This is a genomic window from Streptomyces sp. NPDC044033 (assembly GCF_056434425.1).
In genome coordinates this window covers 46,897-67,258 of the sequence record NZ_JBWKFF010000014.1, presented here as the reverse complement: position 1 = coordinate 67,258, position 20,362 = coordinate 46,897, and the positions used below count along the sequence as shown (strand labels likewise).

21 protein-coding genes and 1 CRISPR repeat array are annotated in these 20,362 nt (G+C 71.3%); of the genes, 10 read left to right on the top strand and 11 right to left on the bottom strand.

Features of this window, described 5'->3' with window-relative positions; translation table 11 throughout:
* Positions 1-674: 674 nt before the first annotated feature.
* The gene (locus AC07AB_RS24000; RefSeq protein ID WP_478570216.1) at positions 675-1,865 is read right to left on the bottom strand and encodes a helix-turn-helix domain-containing protein; all 1,191 of its coding nucleotides are present in this window, start codon (positions 1,863-1,865) and stop codon (positions 675-677) included.
* Between the two features lie 267 nt (positions 1,866-2,132).
* Here AC07AB_RS24000 and AC07AB_RS23995 point away from each other — a divergent pair, with 267 nt between their 5' ends.
* Entirely contained in the window at positions 2,133-2,603 is a 471-nt protein-coding gene (locus tag AC07AB_RS23995; protein WP_478570213.1) for a DUF7848 domain-containing protein, read from the top strand.
* Positions 2,604-2,685: 82 nt separating this feature from the next.
* Positions 2,686-3,153: a DUF6255 family natural product biosynthesis protein gene (locus AC07AB_RS23990; protein WP_478570211.1), complete on the top strand. Its 468-nt coding sequence runs from the start codon at positions 2,686-2,688 to the stop codon at positions 3,151-3,153.
* A 495-nt stretch (positions 3,154-3,648) separates the two neighbouring features.
* Here AC07AB_RS23990 and AC07AB_RS23985 read toward each other — a convergent pair whose 3' ends face one another.
* Together AC07AB_RS23985 and AC07AB_RS23980 are read right to left on the bottom strand one after the other, a co-directional pair.
* The gene (locus AC07AB_RS23985) at positions 3,649-4,119 is read right to left on the bottom strand and encodes an NUDIX hydrolase (RefSeq protein ID WP_478570209.1); all 471 of its coding nucleotides are present in this window, start codon (positions 4,117-4,119) and stop codon (positions 3,649-3,651) included.
* Between the two features lie 4 nt (positions 4,120-4,123).
* The gene (locus AC07AB_RS23980; RefSeq protein WP_478570207.1) at positions 4,124-4,864 is read right to left on the bottom strand and encodes a helix-turn-helix domain-containing protein; all 741 of its coding nucleotides are present in this window, start codon (positions 4,862-4,864) and stop codon (positions 4,124-4,126) included.
* 311 nt (positions 4,865-5,175) lie between these two features.
* Here AC07AB_RS23980 and AC07AB_RS23975 point away from each other — a divergent pair, with 311 nt between their 5' ends.
* The 3 genes from AC07AB_RS23975 to AC07AB_RS23965 all read left to right on the top strand — a co-directional run bounded on the left by AC07AB_RS23975 (position 5,176) and on the right by AC07AB_RS23965 (position 6,971).
* Complete coding sequence (locus AC07AB_RS23975; RefSeq protein ID WP_478570204.1) at positions 5,176-5,391, top strand: hypothetical protein; 216 nt, start codon at positions 5,176-5,178, stop codon at positions 5,389-5,391.
* A gap of 249 nt (positions 5,392-5,640) precedes the next feature.
* A complete protein-coding gene (locus AC07AB_RS23970) occupies positions 5,641-5,907 on the top strand; it encodes a hypothetical protein (RefSeq protein ID WP_478570201.1) in 267 nt (88 codons plus the stop codon).
* Between the two features lie 145 nt (positions 5,908-6,052).
* A CRISPR array of direct repeats spans positions 6,053-6,508; the repeat unit is 29 nt; unit sequence GTGGTCCCCGCGCACGCGGGGGTGGCCCC.
* A gap of 25 nt (positions 6,509-6,533) precedes the next feature.
* Positions 6,534-6,971, top strand: coding sequence for a pyridoxamine 5'-phosphate oxidase family protein (locus AC07AB_RS23965; RefSeq protein ID WP_478570199.1), 438 nt, complete (start codon positions 6,534-6,536; stop codon positions 6,969-6,971).
* A gap of 68 nt (positions 6,972-7,039) precedes the next feature.
* On the opposite strand, the gene AC07AB_RS23960 is transcribed toward AC07AB_RS23965, so the two are convergent.
* A complete protein-coding gene (locus AC07AB_RS23960) occupies positions 7,040-8,896 on the bottom strand; it encodes an APC family permease (protein ID WP_478570196.1) in 1,857 nt (618 codons plus the stop codon).
* A gap of 224 nt (positions 8,897-9,120) precedes the next feature.
* On the opposite strand from AC07AB_RS23960, the gene AC07AB_RS23955 reads away from it, so the two are divergent.
* The gene (locus AC07AB_RS23955; RefSeq protein ID WP_478570193.1) at positions 9,121-9,702 is read left to right on the top strand and encodes a hypothetical protein; all 582 of its coding nucleotides are present in this window, start codon (positions 9,121-9,123) and stop codon (positions 9,700-9,702) included.
* Between the two features lie 16 nt (positions 9,703-9,718).
* On the opposite strand, the gene AC07AB_RS23950 is transcribed toward AC07AB_RS23955, so the two are convergent.
* From AC07AB_RS23950 to AC07AB_RS23920, 7 genes are all read right to left on the bottom strand, one after another.
* A complete protein-coding gene (locus AC07AB_RS23950; RefSeq protein ID WP_478570190.1) occupies positions 9,719-10,657 on the bottom strand; it encodes an oxidoreductase in 939 nt (312 codons plus the stop codon).
* Positions 10,658-10,729: 72 nt separating this feature from the next.
* Complete coding sequence (locus AC07AB_RS23945) at positions 10,730-11,962, bottom strand: cytochrome P450 family protein (RefSeq protein ID WP_478570187.1); 1,233 nt, start codon at positions 11,960-11,962, stop codon at positions 10,730-10,732.
* Entirely contained in the window at positions 11,959-13,194 is a 1,236-nt protein-coding gene (locus AC07AB_RS23940; protein ID WP_478570185.1) for a cytochrome P450, read from the bottom strand. The genes AC07AB_RS23945 and AC07AB_RS23940 overlap by 4 nt, the downstream gene beginning before the upstream one ends.
* Positions 13,191-13,982: a GTP-binding protein gene (locus tag AC07AB_RS23935; protein WP_478570183.1), complete on the bottom strand. Its 792-nt coding sequence runs from the start codon at positions 13,980-13,982 to the stop codon at positions 13,191-13,193. The genes AC07AB_RS23940 and AC07AB_RS23935 overlap by 4 nt, the downstream gene beginning before the upstream one ends.
* A gap of 28 nt (positions 13,983-14,010) precedes the next feature.
* Positions 14,011-14,370, bottom strand: a complete 360-nt coding sequence (locus AC07AB_RS23930; protein WP_478570180.1) for a DUF742 domain-containing protein — start codon at positions 14,368-14,370, stop codon at positions 14,011-14,013.
* Positions 14,367-14,813, bottom strand: coding sequence for a roadblock/LC7 domain-containing protein (locus AC07AB_RS23925; protein ID WP_478570178.1), 447 nt, complete (start codon positions 14,811-14,813; stop codon positions 14,367-14,369). The genes AC07AB_RS23930 and AC07AB_RS23925 overlap by 4 nt, the downstream gene beginning before the upstream one ends.
* Positions 14,813-16,096, bottom strand: coding sequence for an ATP-binding protein (locus AC07AB_RS23920; protein ID WP_478570175.1), 1,284 nt, complete (start codon positions 16,094-16,096; stop codon positions 14,813-14,815). The genes AC07AB_RS23925 and AC07AB_RS23920 overlap by 1 nt, the downstream gene beginning before the upstream one ends.
* 279 nt (positions 16,097-16,375) lie before the next feature.
* Between AC07AB_RS23920 and AC07AB_RS23915 the strand changes: the two genes are divergently transcribed.
* The 4 genes from AC07AB_RS23915 (at position 16,376) to AC07AB_RS23900 (ending at position 19,921) form a co-directional block, all read left to right on the top strand.
* Positions 16,376-17,155, top strand: a complete 780-nt coding sequence (locus tag AC07AB_RS23915) for a sulfite exporter TauE/SafE family protein (RefSeq protein ID WP_478570172.1) — start codon at positions 16,376-16,378, stop codon at positions 17,153-17,155.
* Positions 17,156-17,519: 364 nt separating this feature from the next.
* Complete coding sequence (locus tag AC07AB_RS23910) at positions 17,520-18,443, top strand: trypsin-like serine peptidase (RefSeq protein WP_478570169.1); 924 nt, start codon at positions 17,520-17,522, stop codon at positions 18,441-18,443.
* Between the two features lie 2 nt (positions 18,444-18,445).
* Positions 18,446-18,802 (top strand): divalent-cation tolerance protein CutA, encoded by a 357-nt coding sequence (gene cutA, locus AC07AB_RS23905; protein ID WP_478570166.1) that lies wholly within the window; start codon positions 18,446-18,448, stop codon positions 18,800-18,802.
* A gap of 138 nt (positions 18,803-18,940) precedes the next feature.
* Positions 18,941-19,921 carry an adenosine deaminase gene (locus AC07AB_RS23900; protein WP_478570164.1) on the top strand — a complete coding sequence of 327 codons (981 nt, stop codon included), beginning with the start codon at positions 18,941-18,943 and terminating at the stop codon, positions 19,919-19,921.
* Positions 19,922-20,362: the final 441 nt, after the last annotated feature.

The window sequence follows — 20,362 nt, the reverse complement described above, 5'->3', positions numbered from 1 at the left end:
ACGTATCCCCTCGTTTTCACACGTTCCGTTCGATTCCCCATGTTCCGTTGACCGCCTTGACCACCTGCGATCGTATGGCTCAACGATCAACGATGAAGGGGGTTTGTGATAGGGGGATTGCGGGCGTGTGTCGGGGGGCGGGGTGGGGACAGGCTCGGGGCGGGGACGGGGAGTGGCGGGGGCGGTCGGCGCTTTGGCCGCTTCGTCAGGTCCATCAGCTTTGACAGGTTCGACAGGTTCGACAGGTGCGACAGGTCCGTTCGGGGCAGGCGGCCGATTGCGGCATTGGGGTGCGGGGTGGCCTCGGGGGTTGTTGGGGTTGCGGAGGCTTGGGCTCGGGGTGGCCGTTTCCTGTCGTATGCCGGAGTCTGGGCAGGTGGGTGAAAACCTGGGTCTGCCGGGGTGAAGGAGCAGGTCACGGCCTATGGTCCCCGCGCATGCGGGGGGGCCTACCCCTTTTCGGCATGCATAACTGCACCCCGGTGCTGGCCTGTTTGCGCCGGGGAGAGGCGTGCTTGTGCTGCTGGGAGGTCAGACATCGGACGCGGTGGGCGAAGTCGACGGGGGTCGACCGCGTGCCCGGGATGACCGTGAGTATTGGCCCCGCGGTGGGCTGCGGAAGAGCTCTGGCGGTGGCCTGAGGGGTATTGAGGGAGCGGCGAGGGCGTAGAGGTCTACAGCTCTGGCGTGAGTCCTGAGCGGCGGGCGAGGTTTATCAGGTCGGGCCTGCTCCGCTGGTGCAGGATGAACAGGACGCGGAGCACTTCGCGGGCCATGGGGTGGATCTCTGCCATCTGCGGTGCGATCTCGTGTGCGCGCTTGAGCGCTTCTTCTGCGCCTCGAATGTCGTTGAGGTCGAGGCGGGCCCGCGCTGTGTCGATACAGAGTCGCCCGACGCGGTTCATGCCGAGTCCGGGCGGCGGGTTGTCCATGAGAGGCTGCGCCATTTCCGATGCGCGGTCGGGACGGGCCAGCTCGACGTGCGCGGCCAACTCGTACAGCGCCTGATTGCCCGGCCCGAATGTGAGGTTGTGCCGCAATACGTCACGCGGGAACCGCGCGGCAAGGGCTCTGGCATGTTCGTTGTGGGCCGCCCACGCGTTCCGGTCCTTCGCCCTGCTGGCGAGCACGACGCCCCGAAGGTGAAGCGAGCCCAGCGATATGGCAGCTTCGGGGGTGTCCGTCGCGTGTGCTTGCTCGTACTGGACGATGGCCCGGTCGACGATGATGAGCCCGTCGCCGTACTCGCCTGCGCTCTGGTACGTCCCGGCTTCGTTCCACGCGGCCCCGGCCACGGCGTCCGGATTCCACGTCTGCATGGCAGCCCACTGCTGGCGGGACACGATCATGTCGGCCAGACCTGCTTGCGAGAGCCGGTGAGCGACGGCGTACGCGCACCCGTAAAGGTCGGCGAGCTGCCCCCATGCCTGCGCGTCCCCACCCGCTGTGAGTGCGACGGCCGTTGCTTGATCAAGGAGCTTGGGCAGCTTTCGGAGGAGTTCCAGATACCGGGTGTCGGCGCGGAGTTGGTTTGCTTCGCACAGGCCGGCGGCCAGCTCGGCGAGGGGCGGAACATCTTCTCTGGGAAGGGTGTGCCGACGTACGGTCGTCCGCAATTCATCCAGTAGGACACGCTGTTCGCTCGGGTCGCTGAACGGCGTCCCATAGATGCGGGCCGTCGTGATCTTCATGGCCCTGGCCGCCGCGGCGATCGTGGGAGGTGTGGCGGTGCGCGTACCGTCCTCCACCTTGCGGAGCAGCGACGCCGAGATGCCCATCCGGCGGGCCAGCTGCCCCTGGCCCCACCCGAGGGCCTTTCGCAGGACCGCGATGTTCTGACCTGCGGTGGGTGTCGAATCGCTCATGCAGGCCACTTTTCCATGGTTGCAGGGGGCAGTCAGCTCAACTGCCTTTGGCGGGAGGGGAACTGTGTCACTTCTGTGTTAACTGATCTTGATCGCGACGCGTTGACTGATGCATGTACTGGTCGATGAGTCAAGGGGCGCCGTGGCCGTTGAGGCGGAGGTCGCCGAATCCGAGTCACGACCGGTTCTGTGCGGTGAGCGCACCTCTCTCCGAGGGCGCGAGCGTCAGACGCGAACAGAGTTGGGGCGGATGAGGTGGCTGCACTCATGAGGAGTACGGGGCGGGCGGAGCTGTCCCGGCTCATGGCCGAGCGGGGTGTCGACGGGGTGCTCGTCATCCCCAAGTCCCCAGTCTCGGAACCCGGATTGCTGGAACCCCCTCGCCTCTCGGGGCGAACGGATCACGAGGAGACGACAGCGTTGAGCCGTATCTACCGGTACGTGCCGTGGACGATCGTGCAGGACCCGGCGACGCACCCCGAATACCGCGCCGACTGTGTCACCGGCGAGGACAAGGACTGTGGCGAGATGATCCGAGCCGGGAGCCCCGACTGGATCGAGGAGTGGATGCGCCGCCATACGCAGGACACCGGGCACAGGGACTACCGCCGCACGGTCACCGACTACGCACTCCTCGAACCGCCCGAGGGGTTCCGTGGGCGGTTGGTCCTCGGCGAGACGGCTTCGTCGCCGCGTTCGGCGCTGCCTTCCGGGCCTCTGGGGCGGGACGACGGGTGAGCCGGGCGTGCGCATTCGCCGTGACCGGGGCGTCGTTCGTGAGCGTGCTGGCACTGGCGCTGGCCGCCGTCATCCGCCCCTGATGAGGCTGATGAGGTTCCTGCCCCTTCGCTGGCGAGTGCCTCTCCGCCCCGGCGGAGAGGCACAGGGCCACGCCCGTCTCGGGCTCCCCTGGCGGGAGGCGGGAGAGACGACGCGGGCCGGTGCTCCCGGGGGCCTTCAAGCTCGGCTGCCGGGAGCTTCCCACAGTCCACGGTTCCCTTCTGAGATACGCAGGACCGCAGTGACCCTGACCGGCCGTTCGTACAGGGCAGTTGGCCACGCGCCCCCTCGATGCGGGCATGAGGGGCCGTGGATCAGAGGCGCAGGGATGCGACGCTGCTCGGTGTGCGGTACCGAGCGGGCCACGGCGTACGAGGCGTTGCGGTTCCCGCTCGAAACGGCAGTTTCATGGGCAGCCTCGACGCCGCCCGCGCGGCCGGCGTGCGCTCCGCTGACCACGAACAGCGCCTCGACGGCCGGGAACGTGGGGGCTGGTCACTACCCTTGAGGCCCCATGCCTCCTGGGTGATGTTGCGGGCACTTTGGTTGGGCTGCTTGCGTTGTCTCAGCGGTATGTCGTCGGGCTGGGGGTGGGTGTTTTGTATCGTATGCCGGAGTCTGTGCAAGTGGGTAAAAACCTGGGTCGGCCGATCTGAAACAGCAGGTCACGGCCTATGGTCCCCGCGTACGCGGGGGTGGTCCCACATGGGAACTCAGTCCGCAGAGCTCGCTACCATGGTCCCCGCGTACGCGGGGGTGGTCCCCGGCTGTTGTCATGCGACAGATCCTGTGTCGTATGGTCCCCGCGTACGCGGGGGTGGTCCCGAGCAGTACGTGGAGGTGCACCGGGCACAGGGATGGTCCACGCGCACGCGGGGGTGGTCCCAGGGCGGGCTGGCCCTGGGCGTCGTCGCCGAAATGGTCCCCGCGCACGCGGGGCTCAGTGCGGGGCGGGGCACTCAGCAGCGCCATTCGCGTACGGGACGGAGGTGCTCTTCACTGCCTATCCGAGGTACGGCTCTGCGCGGCGATCCAGAAAGTGTTGGAGTCGCAGGCGTTGCGTGTGGTGCATGGGAAGTGTGTCGAGTTCCGTCGGCTCCACGAAGCGGAGTTCCGTGCTCTCGTCCGAGATGGCTGGAGTCCCGCCCACGATGCGCGCCGTGAAGCACACGTTGAACTGCCGCCGTACCTCTCCGTCGCTGTACGCGATGGTGTGCCGGGGGTCGGTGTACGTGCCGACGAGCCCTGTGATCTCCACATCCAGGCCCGTCTCTTCCTTGACCTCCCGCACGGCTGCACCGGGCAAGGAGTCGTCCATGTCCATTCCGCCCCCGGGCAGTGCCCACAAGCCGTTGTCACGGCGTTTCTGGAGCAGGATGCGGCCCTTGTCGTCGGTGACGACGGCAGAGGCGGCAACGGCCAGGCTGTTGGGCTTCGGGGCGCTCGGGTCGTCGTAGTACTCGGTGCGTGCCATCGGCTCACCCTTCCACGGGCCGGGCTGTCTCCCACACTGCGTTGAAGCTCTCCACGTAGGTGCCGAACAAGCTACCGTCGGCGCTGCGTCGAAGGTGCCACAAGGGCGTGCCGTATGCGTTGACGCCCCAGGTGTGGGCGTTCACCAACACCTGATCGTCCGCTCGGTACAGGCTGTTGTAGAGCGTCGTGCCGTGAGTCCGCAGTTCGATGCCGGGGGCGCCGGCCAGCGGGAGGTAGTGCATGAGCGCGAGGCGGCACCGGGACTCGATACCGTGCCCGAACTGTTCTTCCTCACCCCGCTGATGGATGTTGGCACTGCTCGCGTCGCCTACAGCGATCCTGACCGCGCATCCCTCAGCAGCCCGCTCGCGCAGCAAAGTATTGAGTCGCGGGTACGCCTCGTGCAGGAATACCGCCGCGTAGACCAACACATCAATTCGTTGGCGGGCTTGGGCGAACAGATCCACAAAGACCGACACCGGCATGTCCGCCCGCTGGTCGTACAGTGCGACCAGTTCGGGGCTGACGGCCCGCGCTGCTCGTGTCTGCCGGAGCTGCGGCCATAGTGCGTGCACGTCCTCCCCTAGCGTCTCAGCGGCTTCAAGTGCCGTCGCGGGTCGGGGTGTGCGCCCCAGATTGACCCACCGCTCGACGGTCTTGGGGTCGACGCGGACCCTTCTGGCCAGGTCTGAGTGAGTCCACCCTCTGGACAGCATGACGGCGCGCAGGCGCTCGTTCGGCATACCAGTGTCTCCCTGCTCGCGGGACGTCGCCAGGGACGTTCTACTTGCCGTGGGACGTCCCGGAGTGGGAAACGCACGAGGTTCCACCGTCCCGGTGAGCGGCACCATGATTCCCGCATGAGCGAGCCACGACGTTATTGCGGACAGCCGGTTGAGCTGCCGCTTCGGACGTACCTGGAGCCGGCCCCGGTCGAGGGCTGTGCGGGGTGTGCCGAGCTGGCGAAGGTGCGCGATCGCGCCCGAGGTGTCGGAGACGTGACCACCGTGTCCGACTGCAATGTCCTCATGCGGAGACATCCCGAGGGGCACTGATGGTCACGGAATCCGACATCGGCCATCGTGTGGAAGATGCGGCGGGACGGGCCGGCATCCTCCGCGATGTGATCCCGGACTATGTGGACCCTTGCGACCCGCCGACCGCGCGTCGCAAGCGGCCTATGGCCTTCCTATGGCCTGAAGGGGGAGGCGAAGAGTGGTCGGTCCCGCCGAGCGAAGTGATCTGCCTGGAGGTCTCCGGCCCGCGCTGATAGCGGTTCCGTCGCCCGACCGTGCGGCGGTGTTCAAGTTCCTGCTTCCACCGCCGGAGGCTCCCCTCAGTCCACAGTCCCCTTCTGATGCACTGTTCGGTGTGCGGCACCGAGCGGGCCACGACGTACGAGGTGTCGCGGTTCCCGCTCGACACGCCGCAGCCCATGACCGCCGGTTGAAGCGCGGTACCTGCCGGTGGGGCCCGCGAGCCCCTGTCCTGACCTTGTTCACCCGGACATGGGGGAACCATGTCCGGTCCCACACGCGAACTGATCGCGAGTCCGTTTCTCGACAAGTGCCTCGTCGTACGGCCGGGACGTGAGAGCGGCGAGCAGATCCTGTTCGTCCGCCACCTCGAAATCAGCAAGGCGGCAAGCACTGTTGGCGCTGCTACGCAGTGGCTCGCGGACGTTGCCTGCCAGGCGCGGACGCTCGCCCTCGACGCTTGCCGCCCTCTCGCCAGCGCTGCACTCGTCCGCGCTCCCTCTCCGTACGGCACGTGGCGACTGGACTGACGTTGCGGGCACTTTGGTTGGGCTGCTTGCGTTGTCTCAGCGGTATGTCGTAGGGCTAGGGGTGGGGGTTTTGTGTCGTATGCCGGAGTCTGCACAAGTGGGTAAAAACCTGGGTCTGCCGATCTAAAACAGCAGGTCGCGGCCTGTGGTCCCCGCGCACGCGGGGGTGGCCCTGGCGTTCCGGCTGGGACGCTCCAGAAGATGACGTGGTCCCCGCGCACGCGGGGGTGGCCCCTCCCAGGTGTCGCGGTGGCACACCACGGAGGCGTGGTCCCCGCGCACGCGGGGGTGGCCCCATGTCGCCCCGCACCATGGCCAAGACCACCGAGTGGTCCCCGCGCACGCGGGGGTGGCCCCCTCTACTACACCCAGGACCAGCCACGACCGACGTGGTCCCCGCGCACGCGGGGGTGGCCCCCCCCGAACCGGCCGCTGTGATCTTGGCGGACCGTGGTCCCCGCGCACGCGGGGGTGGCCCCTCCCCACTGCAAGGCCGGAGCTCGATCCGGTGGTGGTCCCCGCGCACGCGGGGGTGGCCCCATTTCGATGCGCGCTTGATCTCAGGAAACGCCGTGGTCCCCGCGCACGCGGGGTACTCCCGACGAAAGCCAACTACGCTGTCGGATATGCGTCCGATGACCCGACAGGAACGAGAGACCTTCCTCGCGGAACCGTATGTCGGAGTCCTGAGCGTCACGGCCGAACCGGAACGTGCCCCGCTCACCACCCCGATCTGGTACGAGTACCAGCCGGGCGGGTTCGTCAAGGTGATTACGGCGCCCGGCGTGCGCAAGGCCCGGCTCATCGAGGAGGCGGGCCGGTTCGCGTTGTGCGCGCAGGTGGCCGAAATCGAGGACTACCGGTACGTGTCGGTGGAAGGTCCGGTGACCGAGATCAGGCCGACCTCGAAGCAGGAGCGTTTCGACATGGCCGCGCGGTATATGGGCGACGCCGCCACCGACTACGTGAACGCGACGATGGAGGCCGCGGCCGGCAACATCGCGATCCACATGCGGCCCGAACGGTGGAACACCTTCGACTTCCGGAGGATGCTCGACCACTGATCTCGTCGGCGGCGTCAATCGACCCGACGAGCAGCCAAGCCCCCATCCCATCCCATCTCACCCCGCCCTCACCCCAACCGGAACCGCAGCCGGCAGATCACCGCGTCCGTATCCCGCCGCACCGCATGCGCCATGACCGCGCCCCGCTGGTTCTGGAGCAGGCGCTGCCATACGTGCGCGGGCTCGACCTCGGGGATCAGTACCGTGACCCGGTTCGAGGGGTGCCGGTCGGTCATGGTCCGTACGTACTCGACGATGGGGCGGCCCAGCGACCGGCTGGGCGCGGGCAGTTCGACCAGGTCCACGCCCGGTTGCCACAGTTCCCAGTCGCGGCGCAGCGACTCGGCCGCCCGCCGCCCCTCCTCGTCCGGCTGGGTCACCGTGACCGCCCGTACCTCGTCGCCCAGCGACACGGCGGCGGTCAGCGCCTCGCTGGTGAGCCGGGACAGTTGGGAGACCGGCACGATCACCACCGAGTGGCAGCGGTGCGGCGGTTCCGGGACGCGGCCCAGCCCGAGCCGCTCGCCGATCCGCCCGTACGCCCGGTGGACCGTCTCGAAGGCCAGGACCAGCACCGGCAGCATCAGGACGATCAGCCAGGCGCCGTCACGGAACTTGGTGGCCGTCACCACGACCGCCGAGACGCCGGTGAGCAGCGCGCCGAAGCCGTTCAGCAGGGCCTTGCCGCGCCACGCGGCGGAACGTTCTTGCCGCCAGTGGCGCACCATGCCCACCTGGCAGATGGTGAAGCCCACGAACACGCCGATCGCGAAGAGCGGCACCAGCGTGTTGGTGTCGCCGCCGGAGAAGACCAGCAGGGCGGCGGAGACCGCGGCGAGCGCCAGTACCCCGTGCCGGTGGACCTGGCGGTCCGCCTTGAGGCCGAAGACGTGCGGCAGGTAGTTGTCCCGGGCCAGCAGCCCCATCAGGACCGGCAGGCCGCCGAAGGAGGTGTTCGCCGCGAGGGCCAGCAGTACCACGGTCGCGAACTGCACCACGTAGAAAGCCCAGTTGTGGCCGAGTGAGGCGTCCGCGAGCTGTGCCAGTACCGTCACGCCCTCGGCCGGCTGGAGGTGGAAGCGCCCGATGAGCACCGACAGGCCGATCAGCATGACGCCCAGCAGGGCGCCCAGGGCGATCTCCGTGCGCTGTGCGCGCCGGGCCGCCGGAGCACGGAAACTGGGCACCGCGTTGGCGACCGCCTCGACCCCCGTCAGCGCCGAACAGCCGGAGGCGAAAGCTTTCAGCAACAGCAGCGCGCCGACGCCCGTGGCGCTGTGGCCCAGCACCGAGGCGTGTCCCGTGGACGCGGCCGTACTCGCGGGGGAGGAGCGGAAGAGGCCCACCACGATGATCGTCAGGATCGAGCCGACGAAGACCGCGGTCGGCACGATGAACGCCTTCGCCGAGTCGACGATCCCGCGCAGGTTGACGGCCGTGACCAGGGCGAGCACGCCCAGGCAGAGCCACACCCGGTCCCCGTACAGGGCGGGGAAGGCGGAGGTGAGGGCCGCGACGCCGGCCGTGGTCGACACGGCCACGTTCAGCACGTAGTCCAGCACCAGGGAGGCCGCCGTGACCAGGCTGGTGCGGCGGCCCAGGTGGCGCTTGGCGACCGCGTACGAGCCGCCGCCGTCCGGGAAGGCCGCGATGACCTGCCGGTACGAGGCGACCAGCACCGCGAGCAGGGTGGCTATCGCCAGTGTCACCGGCAGCGTGAAGCCGAGGCCGTGCGCCCCGGCCGCCGCCAGTACCAGGACGATGGCCTCCGGCCCGTACGCCACCGACGCCATCGCGTCCAGCGACAGGGCCGCGAGACCCTGAGTCGCCGTCAGCCGGTGCCGGTCCTCCGCCGCGGGCCCAGGGTCCGGGGGGTGCTCGCCGGTCCCGGCGGCCGGTCGCTGGTTCTTGGCCGACGTGGACATCTCTCTCGCATACCTCCGTGAAGTGGGAGGACCAGCGTGAACGCGATCAGACGGCCGAGCGCCGCGCCTTGGCGGCCTCTTGGCGCGCCGCGCCGAGATCTTCACGCGCCCTTGACGCGGTCGCGCGACGGCGGTGTCAGAACGGCGTCAAGCTCTCCGGCGCGCACGTCAGCGAAGCGTCAACACCGCCGCTCGCGCCGGAGCGGCGGATCTACCGTCCCGCCATGGGACAGCGACGAGAGCTCGGTTCGACACGGCAGCACCGGGGGCGCGGGCAGCGCGCCACACCCCCGGGCCGGTCCGGCCGCGCCCTCGTCGCGGACCGGCGCTGGGCGAGTGACCTGCGCGCCGCCGTGTACTGCTCCGGCTCGCTCGGGGCGCTGCTGATCCTCATCGACCTCGGCCGGGGCGGCCTCGACGCGCCGCGCTCGGGCTGCTGGGCGGGGATCGCGCTGCTGCTCTTCGTCGTCCTCTTCCCGCCGCGCGTGCGCGCGGGCGACGGCTGGCTGGCCGTGCGCGGCCTGCTGCGGGAGCGGTGTGTACGGACCGACGTGCTGACCCTCGTACGGTCCGCCGACGGCATGGCACCGCGGCTGATCCTGCGCGACGCGGGCGGTCGGCGCGTTGAACTGGACCCGAGGGTGCTGGCGTCCAACCCGCTCCTGTGGCACCTCCTGGACACCGGCGCCCGCCGCTCGGCGGCGCACGGCTTCCTCCGCGAGGGCGCCGCGGAACTGCGCGCCCTGACCGACCGGATCGACGGCGAGGGCGCCAGGCGATTGCTCCAGGCGGCCGGGGTGGAGTAAGCCCCACGGGGCCGGATCAGCCCCCCAACGCCTCGTAAGCGACCCCCGTCAGCCGCTCCGACACCGCCCACAACCCCGCGCTCGTCGTGTCGTTGAGCGTCCACCGCGCCCGCAGCGAGCGGCCCGGGGCGCCGCGCAGCTGGTTGCGGGGCCCGTAGAAGCCATCCTGGACGACGCCGGGGGCGGTGGCCGCGTACAGGGTGGGCAGGGCGCCGTCCTCGGGGCTCTGGCCCACGACGCGGTTGGCGACTTCGACCATCCGCTCGGCTGTGGCACGGCCCTCCATCCGCACCCCGGCCGTCTGGAGGTTCGTCGCCGCGTAGCCGGGGTGCGCGGCGGCCGCCACCACGTGCGAGCCGCCCGCCGTGAGCCGCCGCGCCAGCTCGTGGGTGAAGAGCAGATTGGCGCTCTTGGACCGGCCGTACGCGATCCAGCGCCGGTAGCGGTGCTCCATGTCGAGGTCGCGCGGGTCCACGCTGCCCAGGAAGTGGAAGCCGCTGGAGAGGGTGACCACGCGCGCGCCCGCGCGCGTGGCCAGCAGCCTCGGCAGCAGCAGGCCGGTCAGCGCGAAGTGCCCCAGGTGGTTGGTGCCGAACTGCATCTCGAAGCCGTCGACCGTCTTGCGCTGCGGCAGCGCCATCACGCCCGCGTTGTTGATCAGCAGATCCAGCCGGTCGCCGTCGGCGTGGTCCGGGAAGGACGCCGCGAAGGCCCGTACGGACGCGAGGTTCGCGAGGTCCAGCGGCGCGAACCGGACGTCCGCGCCCGGCACGCGGTCCCGGATGCGCTGCTCGGCGCGCTTGCCGCGCGCCTCGCTGCGGCAGGCCAGCACGACCTTGGCGCCGTGCCGCGCGAGTTCGCGGGCGGTCACCTCGCCGATGCCGCTGTTGGACCCGGTCACCACCGCCGTGCGGCCGCTCTGGTCGGGGATGTCGTGCGCGGTCCAGCCCGTCACGTGCTCTCCTCACCTCGCTGTCCCGGCCAGGCTAACCAGCCGGGGCGCGCGGTGCCCATGGGACGGCGGCGTTCAGGGGGTGAGCCGCACCGGCAGGGTCTGCGTGCTGTTGCCGACGAAACTCGGCAGCGGTGCCAGCTCCGCGTCGGGGACGGCCTGCTCCAGCCCGGGGTAGCGGGCGAAGAGCCGGTCGAGGGCGACGGTCGCCTCCAGCCGGGCCAGCGGCGCCCCGAGGCAGAAGTGCGGGCCGTGGCCGAAGGAGAGGTGGCGGCCGGCGAGGCGGGTCACGTCGAAGCGGTCCGCGTCCGGCCCGTACGTGCGCGGGTCGCGCCCGGCGGCGGAGTACGAGGCGAGCACGGGCGTGCCCTCGGGGATCACCGCGCCGCCCACCTCCAGATCGGCGGTGGGGTAGCGGAACGGGAAGTGGCTGACGGGGCTGTCGTAGCGCAGGGTCTCCTCGACGACGGCGGCCCAGGAGGCCGCGCCGCTCCGTACGAGCTCCAGCTGGTCGCGGTGCGCGCACAGCGCCCGTACCGCGTTGTTGATCAGGTTCAGGGTGGTCTCATGCCCCGCGATGATCATCAGAAGGAGGGTGCCGACGAGCTCGCGCTCGCTGAGCCGGTCGCCGTCCTCCTCGCGGGCGGCGATCAGCGCGCTGGTCAGGTCGTCGCCCGGGGCCGCGCGGCGGACCTCGGCCACATGGGTGAGGATCGCGACCATCTCGCGGTTGGCCGACAGCACCTGGGCCGGCTCGACGACGGTGCTGACGATCAGGTTGGACAGCTCGTGCAGCCGGTCGTGCAGCTCGGCGTCCACGCCGAGGAGTTCGCAGATGACGCTCATCGGCAGCGGGTAGGCGAAGTGCTGCCGCAGGTCCACCACGCCGCTCGCGTCCACCGCGCCGGGCAGCCGGTCGAGGAGGTCCTCGGTCAGCTTCTCGATACGGGGGCGCAGCGCCTCGACGCGGCGCGCCGTGAACGCCTTGGTGACCAGGGAGCGCAGCCGCCGGTGGTCGGCCCCGTCGGCGGTGGTCATGCCGTCGACGGTGGCGAAGGTGGCGAGCGGCCAGCCCGGCGGGATCTCGCCCGCCCGCATCGCCGCGAAGTGGCAGGCGTTCTTGGCGACGCCGGGGTGGCCGAGGAACTCCTTCAGCTCCTCGTGGCCGGTGACGGCGAAGGCGGCGACGCCGCCGGGGAGCGTCACGGGCACCGCCGCGCCCTGGGCGCGCAGCCGCTCGTTGACGGTGTGCTGACCGGCCCCGGTGGGGTCGAGGAGGTGGGGTGCGGGTGCGGCGGGAACGGTCATCTCGGGCCTCCAAGGGCCGTGGCGGCAAGGGCGGGCCGGGTGAACCGTACGGGCAGGGCGGCCAGCTCCTTCGTCCATGGTGACGCGGCCCACGTCAACGCGGACTCCTCGACGGCGAGTTCGAGGTCGGGCAGCCGGTGCCGCAGGGTGTCCACGGCCGTACGGGCGATCAACCGGGCCGGGTCCTGGGCCGGGCAGGTGTGCGGGCCCGCGCCGAAGGCGAGGTGCGAGCGGTTGCCGACGACCGGCCGGCCGCCGGGGGGCAGCACCTCGGGGTCGGCGTTGGCGCCCGCGAGCCCGAGGACGAGCATGTCGCCGGCGCGCACGTCCTGGCCGCCGAAGGACAGGTCGCGGGTGGCGTAGCGGGCGGGGAAGTTCTGGGTCGGCGGGAAGCGCCACAGGACCAGGTCGAGCGCGTCGTCGACGGTGAGGTGGCCGCGGGAGAGGGAGGAGCGGAAGGCCGGGTCGGTGAGGAGGATCAGCAGGGTGGTGGCGATCCAGTTCCCGGTGGTCCGGTTGCCCGCGACGATGGTCACCACGATGTTGTGCAGCAGCTCGTCGTCGTTGAGCCCGGCGGAGTGCCCGAGCAGCCAGGAGACCAGGTCGTCGCCGGGCGCGCGGCGCTTCTCCTCGATCAGGTCACGCAGCATGGCGGACATCCGGCGGCTGGCCTCGGCGGACTCGGCGGTGGCGGCGACGGTGGTGGTGATCGCCTCGACCAGCGGCGGCCCGGCCTCCGCCCCGATGCCCAGCAGCCCGGTGACCACGTGCAGCGGCAGGGCTCGGGCGTACTGGCCGACCAGCTCGGCCTCCGTGCCGTGGGCGGCGAACTCGCCGATGAGCCGCTCGGCGGTGGCCCGTACGGACCGGATCAGCTCGTGTCCGTTGACGCGGGCCAGCGCGTCGGCGACGGCCCCGCGCATCCGCCGGTGCTGCTGCCCGTCCGCGTACAGCAGGGCGGGCCGCCAGCCGACCATGGGCAGTACGGGCGAGTCGCGCGGCACCCGGCCCTCGCGCAGCGGCGTCCAGCGGCGCGGGTCGTGCGAGAAGTACTGCTCGTCGCGGGTGAGGTGGAGCAGTTCCCGGTGGCCGAGCACCAGCCAGGCGTTCAGCCCGGGGGCGAGGGAGACGGGCACGACCGGGCCGTGTTCCGCGCGCATCCGCTCGTACAGCGCCGCCGCGTCCCCGTCCATCGTCGGCCCGTACAGGGGTATCGGGGCGGTGCTGGTCATGACGGCTCCGGGGCGAGCGGCGCCGCGGTCGCGGCGGGGGCGGTGTTGAGCGCGATGAGGTGGGTGACCAGCGAGATCAGCGCCTTGAGCGACGACCCGTGCTCACGGGCGTCGCAGATCACCAGGGGGGTGCGGGGGAGCAGGTCGAGGGCGGTGCGCAGCTCGCCCTCGTCGTGCAGGGCGCTGTCGGGGAAGGCGTTGACGGCGACCGTGAAGGGCACGTCGAGGTCCTCCAGGTGGCCGATGGCGTCGAAGGAGGCCGACAGGTCGCGGGTGTCGACGAGGGCGAGCGCGCCGAGCGCGCCGCGCGCCAGGTCCTTCCAGGCGGGCAGGAAGCGGTGCTGTCCGGGGGTGCCGAAGAGGTAGAGCACCAGTTCGCCGCCGAGGGTGATGCGGCCGAAGTCGAGGGCGACGGTCGTGGTGGTCTTGGCGGAGGGCGGCGCGGTGTCCACGCGGGCGCCCGCCTGGGTCATGGTCGCCTCGGTGGAGAGCGGCTTGATCTCCGAGACCGTGCTGATCAGCGTGGTCTTGCCGACGCCCATCGGGCCGACGACCAGGATCTTGGCCGCGCCGGAGACGCTGGGGCTCACGTAGACGTCGGAGGTGCCGGCGGTTTCCGTGGCGTCGGGCGTCTCTGTCGCGCGGGCTGCGTCCGTGGCGTCGGGCGTCTCCATCGTGCCGGCCGCTTCCGCCGCGTCAGCCGTCTCCGTCGCGCCGCTCTCGCCCTTGGCGCCGGCTCCGTCCCCCTCGGCCCCGTCCGACGTGCCGGTGGTCGCCGCATCGCTCACTGTCGTCCCACCCGCCACTCTCACCACGTCAGAGTTTCGCTTCGAGCCCATCAAGCACCTTTCTCAGCACGTCCATATCGGTGCGCTCGGCGACCGGCACGGGCGGCCTCGCCCGGATATGGCCCCAGTCGATGAGGTCCGCGAGCAACACCCGCACCACGGCCGGCGACTGTCCCAGATGGGCGGCGACCTCCGCCACCGACAGCAGCCCCTGGCAGCGTTCCACGATCCGCCGGTACTCGGGTTGGAGGGACGGGTCGGGGGCGCTCCCCGAAGCGTGTACGAGCGTCTCCAGCGGCAGCGCCTCCCGCGAGGAACCCGCCCGGCCGCCCGTGATCACATAGGGCCGCACCGCGTCGGTGGTCCGCTCCTCCCCGGGCCCGGTCATGACTCGGGGTTCACCGGTTCCCGTGGCTGACTGCTCAGGTGCGCCCCGATCTTGGCCACCAGCAGCTGCATCTGCTGGGCGACCAGGCCGACATCGGCGTCGGCCTCGGTGGCCACCCCGAGGGACGCGCTCAGCCCGGCCGAGGTGAAGAGGATGAACCCGCTCTCCGACTCGACCATCAACTGCCGTACGCCCGCGCTCTCCCCGAACAGCAGGGCCGCCGCGCTCCGGCTGGTCACCGTCATCGCCGCACAGGCGGCGGCCAGCGACTCGGCCTCGTCCAGCCCCAGCCGCGGTACGTCGCCGGAGAGCCCGTCGGCCGATTCGTGGCCCATCCGCAGGCCGTCCTCGGAGACGACGACGGCGTGCCGTACGCCCGGTATCGCCGTCAAGGGGCGGAGCATCCAGCCCACATCGGGGAGTTTGGAAATGGTGCCGGCCATCAGCGGCCTCCTTCTTCCTCGTCGGTGGGGGAGTCGGCGCCGGGGGCGGCGACCTCGCCGAGCTGCGCGCGGCCGAGCCGGGTGCCCTGGACCACGCTGGCCACGGACGCGCCGGCCGCCTCGGGGGACCACGGCCGTCCGTCGGCGGGCGGCGAGGGCGGCATCGGCGCCGTCCGCGGTGCCGGGGCGGGCGCCGCGCCGGAAGGGCGGCGGCGGCTGCGGCGCTGGGGGAGGGCGCCCGGGGCCGGCTGGGAGGCGCCGGGCGCCTCGTCGAACAGGGGCGCGCCGGCGGGCGCGGGCACCGCCGCCGGGCGCGGCGGCGCGATGACCGGAATCGGCTCCTCCAACGTGGGCTCGGTCAGCAGCCGGTGCGGTATGAACACGACCACGCGCGTCCCTCCGTACGCGGACGCCGCCGACAGCTCCACCCCGAACCCCAGCTCCCGCGACCAGCGACCCACACACGCGAGCCCCAGCCGCGGCACCGCGCCCAACTGCGTCAGGTCCAGCTCGTCGCGGAGCTGCGCGGTGGCCTGGCGCAGCACGTCCGGCGGCATGCCGAGCCCCGCGTCGTCGATCTCGATGACGGCCCCGGCGGCCACCTCCCGTACGGAGACGGCGACCTGGGTGCGGGAGGGCGAGAAGACCGTGGCGTTCTCCAGCAGTTCGGCCACGGCGTGCATCAGCCCCTCGACGGCGGGCGCCATCGCGTACAGCGACTGCCCGCCGTGCACGTCCACCCGCCCGAACTCCACGATCCGCGACTGCGCGCCGCGCACGCAGTCGAAGAGCGTGACGGGCCGGGTCTCGCGCCGGGCCGGCCAGATCCCGCACATCACCAGGAGCGTCTGGGCCTTGCGGGTCATCTGGGCGGCGGCGTGGTCGGCCGCCATGACCTGGGCCATCAGCGGGGCGTCGGAGACCTCGCGGCCGAGACCGTCCAGCACCTGCTGCTGCACCGTCGCCATCGCGTGCACATTCCTGGCCACCGACTCGAACGACGCCTGGACCGAGTCGCGCAGCGACCGCTCCCTGCGGGCCGCCTCGTCGAAGTCGGCCCGTACGGCCGCGAGCCGGGCCGCCTCGGCGGCGTGCCCGGCCGCCACCTCCGTCAGGCGCGCGGTGTCGGCGGTGAGGCGCGCGCGGTCGGCGCGGGCCACCCGCAGCGCGCCGCGCAGCCGCAGCGCCCAGGCCGTGGTGAGCGCCGCGCAGATCACCAGCAGGGCCGCGACGGCGACGACGGTCACGGCGGCGGCACCGGTTACCGAGAACGCTTGGGTCATGGGTTTCCTCGAACGGTGTACGGCGGAGGCAGCCAGGAGCCCGGGGGCGCGACCGTGGATCAGGGGGATGAGAGGGATCAAGGCCGGCAAAATACTACTGATCAAGTGGGCAAAATCGAGGGGCTGTCGGACAACTACCGATGAAAACCAGCCATAATTCTTCCACTTGGGGTCGGCGCGGGGTCGCGGCCGGGGTCGGCGTCCGGCCGTTATCGGGGGCGGGATCGGCCGGTATCGGGCCCGGCGTCGGATTCATCGGCAGCCCGTACGATCACGCCGGTGATCCATGACATATCCGCGACAACGCTGCTCCTGCTCTGCCTGGCCGCCGCCGCGGCCGGATGGATCGACGCCGTCGTAGGCGGCGGGGGCCTCCTCCAACTCCCGGCGCTGCTCGTCGGCCTCCCCCATGTCGCCCCCGCGTACGTGCTGGGCACCAACAAGGCCGTGTCGATCGTCGGCACGACCGCCGCGGCCATCACCTTCACCCGCAAGGCGCCACTGGACGTACGGACCGCGGTGCGCATCGGGCTCGCGGCGGCGGGCGGCTCACTGGCCGGGGCCTTCTTCGCGGCCGGCATCGACAGTGCGGTGCTGCGGCCGCTGATCATGGTCATCCTGCTGGCGGTCCTCGCCTTCGTACTGCTGCGGCCCGCCTTCGGCACGGCCCCGGCGGGGCCCGTGACCCGACGCCGGGTGCTGACCGCCATCCTCGTCGCGGGCCTGGGCATCGGCTTCTACGACGGGCTGGTCGGACCCGGCACCGGCACCTTCCTGGTCCTGGCGCTCGTCGCGATCCTGCACATGGACCTGGTGACGGCCTCCGCGACCGCCAAGGTCGTCAACGTCTGCACCAATGTGGGCGCCCTGATCACCTTCTCCGCGCAGGGCACGGTGCTGTGGCAGCTCGCCGCGCCCATGGCCCTGTTCAACCTCATCGGCGGCGCGACGGGCGCGCGGATGGCGCTGAAGCGGGGGAGCGGGTTCGTCCGGTGGGTGCTGGTCGTGGTCGTCGTCGGGCTGGTCGCCAAGCTCGGCTATGACCAGTGGGGCGGATGAGGCCGGGGCTCCGCCCGGGGAAACGGTGATGAAGCCCGCGTTCCGCTCGGGGGGCTGCGATGGCGCCCGGGCCCTTTCGGGAGTGCGATGACGCCCGGGCCCCGGTCGGGGGGCTGCGATGACACCCGGGCCCTTTCGGGGGTGCGATGGCGCCCGGGCCCCGCTCAGGGGACTGTTCCGCAGTCGTTCGCCGATTGTTGGGACGCAATCCGCCGGACGGGGCATGTACGAAAAGACGGTGAGGAAATCGTTTTGGTACGAGAGTGAACCAGGTGCCTACGGCTAGCCTGTCGGTGACCTTCCAGAAGCGGCGGGGGTGTTCGTGCGTCTTTCCCGATGGAGCCGGGCCCGGTGGGGCCGGGCCGTGCTCGCGGGACTCTATGTCGTCACCCTCGCCGCGGCCGTGCCCAGACCGGACGGCGACGACCGGGACGCCGACTGGACGAGCGCGAAGGCCCAGCGGTTCTGGGGGCCCTCGCGGATGTCGGCCGCCACCCCGCCGCAGGAGGGGCCGGACGACGCCAAGAGCGACGCGGAGGCAGGGGCAGCGGCGAGCGCCGACGACCCGGCCCAGCGCATCACGGGCAGCGCCCGCCACTTCGACGGGATCCCCACCGTCGGAGTCCTCTTCTACGTCGGCGACGACATGAAGAACCACCACTGCACGGCCAGCGTCGTGCACAGCCCCAAGGGCGACCTGCTGGTCACCGCCGGACACTGCTCCCTCGGCGACCAGGCCGCGTTCGTACCCGACTACCAGAAGGGCGCGGACCGCCAGCCGTACGGGGTGTGGGCCGTGGACCGCACCTTCACCGACCCGCGCCGGGACGACTACGGCGACGGCTCCGACCTCGACTTCGCCTTCGCCACCGTCAAGCGCAACGCCGAGGGCAAGCAGATCGAGTCGGTCACCGGAGCCAACGTCCTCACCCGCACACCCGGTTACGACAACCGCGTCACCGTCATCGGCTACCCCGACTCCGACGACGACCCGGCCGACCGCGCCATCCGCTGCACGGCCATGACCAGCCGCCTCACGGACTACCGGCAGCTGCGCATGGTCTGCGACGGCTTCTATTCGGGCACTTCGGGCAGCCCCTGGCTGGCACACTTCAACGAGAAGACGAAGACCGGCGAGCTGATCGGCGTGCTCGGCGGCCTCAACGGCGGCGGCCCGGACGGCGACGACGCCTCCAAGGTCTCCTACAGCCCGATCGACGACGACGAGATCTTCAAGCTCTACGACGACGCGGTGCACGACCGCGACCCCGACCGAGGGAGCGACTGACGGTGTCCGACCCCGTTCCCGGCCTCCGGTTCCTGGCCGTCCTGACCACCACCGACAGCGAGGCCGCGGCCCAGTCCCTGGCCCGCGGCGCCGTCGAGGCCAGGCTCGCGGCCTGCGCGCAGATCAGCTCGCCCATCGCCTCCGTGTACCGCTGGGAGGGCCGGGTCGAGACCGCCCGCGAATGGCAGGTCCTGCTGAAGACGACGGCCGCGCGGTACGAGGCCCTCGCGGCCCACATCCGCACCGCGCACGGCTACGACACCCCGGAGATCATCGCGACGCCGATCACGCACGGCGACGAGGAGTACCTGGCGTGGGTGGCGGCGGAGGTCGAGCCGGCCGGGGCGCCGGGGGCGTAGCCCCGGATTCCGGGCGGCCCGGGGGCTCTGGTTACCCTGGGGGATTCCCCGCAGCCGCGACGCGACCGCGGCCGTGACCGAGGTCACAGCTGCCGCTCCGCCCTCGCGCAGACCCGCAGAACAGGTGTGATCCTCCCCGTGCCCCCGATACCCAAAGCAGAGCTGCACCTCCACATAGAGGGCACGCTGGAACCGGAACTGGCCTTCGCGCTGGCCGCGCGCAACGGCGTCGAGCTGCCCTACCTCTCCGAGGCCGAGCTGCGCGCCGCGTACTCCTTCAGCGACCTCCAGTCCTTCCTGGACCTCTATTACGCGCTGATGGCCGTGCTCCGTACCGAGGACGACTTCGCGGACCTCGCCGACGCCTACCTGGCCCGCGCCCGCGAGCAGGGCGTCCGGCACGCGGAGATCTTCTTCGACCCGCAGGCGCACACCGCCCGCGGCCTGGAGATCGGCACCGTCATCGAGGGCCTGGCCCGCGCGCTCGACGCCGCCCAGGAGACGCACGGCATCTCCACCCGCCTGATCATGTGCTTCCTGCGGGACGAGAGCGCGGAGTCGGCGCTGGCGACGTTCGAGGCCGCCCGCCCGTACCTGCACCGGATAGCCGCCGTCGGCCTCGACTCCGCCGAGGTCGGCAACCCGCCCTCGAAGTTCCGCGAGGTGTACGCGCTCGCCCGCGAGGCCGGTCTCAAGTGCGTCGCGCACGCGGGGGAAGAGGGGCCGCCCGCGTACGTATGGGAGGCGCTGGACATCCTCGGAGTGGACCGCGTCGACCACGGGGTGCGCTGCATGGAGGACGACGCGCTCGTCGCCCGGCTCGCCGCCGAGCGGACGCCGCTGACGCTGTGCCCGCTGTCGAACGTACGGCTGCGCGTCATCGACAGGCTGGCCGACCACCCGCTGCCCGCCATGCTCGACGCGGGACTCCTGGTGACGGTCAACTCCGACGACCCCGCCTACTTCGGGGGCTACGCCGACGACAACTTCACCGGCGTACGGGACGCGCTCGGCCTCGACGACGAGACGCTGCGCACCCTGGCCCGCAACTCCTTCCACGCCTCGTTCCTGGACGAGGAGACCCGCGCGAGGTACCTCAAGGAGGTCGACGCGCACTGAGTCGACGCGCACTGAGGGGCCGGCCTGCCGAACGGCTGTCGAAGGGCTGTCGAAGGGCTGGGCCTGTTGAAGAGCGGGGCGGGCGAAGGCGTGGGGCGGGTGGCTCGGGGGTCGGCCGTGCGCCGGCGCCCGCCTGACCCCCGGCTCGCTCGCCCCAGGAAGCGCGGGTCGGGCCGCGCCGCCGCCTCCAGCACGGGAATCCGCCTGATCGCCTGATCCGCCTGATCCGCATTGGTTCACGCGAAGACGGCCTGCGCGGTTCCCCGGGCCGCGGGCTGCGGGCCGCCGGCCGGGCAGGGTCAGAATCCGGTCGTCATCCCCGCCGGTCCGCCACCGGGGCGGCGCGGGGGCCCAGCGCCCACAGCGGAGAAAAACCCAAGCAAACCCAAAGGGAGAAGGGAAACCCACCGAAAAAAACAACCAAACGCCACAGACCGCCCC

Bases quoted from the DNA above. Each gene is read 5' to 3' on its own strand.
- AC07AB_RS24000 (WP_478570216.1), bottom strand. From the start codon at position 1,865: ATGAGCGATTCGACACCCACCGCAGGTCAGAACATCGCGGTCCTGCGA.
- AC07AB_RS23995 (WP_478570213.1), top strand. From the start codon at position 2,133: ATGAGGAGTACGGGGCGGGCGGAGCTGTCCCGGCTCATGGCCGAGCGG.
- AC07AB_RS23990 (WP_478570211.1), top strand. From the start codon at position 2,686: ATGAGGCTGATGAGGTTCCTGCCCCTTCGCTGGCGAGTGCCTCTCCGC.
- AC07AB_RS23985 (WP_478570209.1), bottom strand. From the start codon at position 4,119: ATGGCACGCACCGAGTACTACGACGACCCGAGCGCCCCGAAGCCCAAC.
- AC07AB_RS23980 (WP_478570207.1), bottom strand. From the start codon at position 4,864: ATGCCGAACGAGCGCCTGCGCGCCGTCATGCTGTCCAGAGGGTGGACT.
- AC07AB_RS23975 (WP_478570204.1), top strand. From the start codon at position 5,176: ATGGTCACGGAATCCGACATCGGCCATCGTGTGGAAGATGCGGCGGGA.
- AC07AB_RS23970 (WP_478570201.1), top strand. From the start codon at position 5,641: ATGTCCGGTCCCACACGCGAACTGATCGCGAGTCCGTTTCTCGACAAG.
- AC07AB_RS23965 (WP_478570199.1), top strand. From the start codon at position 6,534: ATGCGTCCGATGACCCGACAGGAACGAGAGACCTTCCTCGCGGAACCG.
- AC07AB_RS23960 (WP_478570196.1), bottom strand. From the start codon at position 8,896: ATGTCCACGTCGGCCAAGAACCAGCGACCGGCCGCCGGGACCGGCGAG.
- AC07AB_RS23955 (WP_478570193.1), top strand. From the start codon at position 9,121: ATGGGACAGCGACGAGAGCTCGGTTCGACACGGCAGCACCGGGGGCGC.
- AC07AB_RS23945 (WP_478570187.1), bottom strand. From the start codon at position 11,962: ATGACCGTTCCCGCCGCACCCGCACCCCACCTCCTCGACCCCACCGGG.
- AC07AB_RS23940 (WP_478570185.1), bottom strand. From the start codon at position 13,194: ATGACCAGCACCGCCCCGATACCCCTGTACGGGCCGACGATGGACGGG.
- AC07AB_RS23930 (WP_478570180.1), bottom strand. From the start codon at position 14,370: ATGACCGGGCCCGGGGAGGAGCGGACCACCGACGCGGTGCGGCCCTAT.
- AC07AB_RS23925 (WP_478570178.1), bottom strand. From the start codon at position 14,813: ATGGCCGGCACCATTTCCAAACTCCCCGATGTGGGCTGGATGCTCCGC.
- AC07AB_RS23920 (WP_478570175.1), bottom strand. From the start codon at position 16,096: ATGACCCAAGCGTTCTCGGTAACCGGTGCCGCCGCCGTGACCGTCGTC.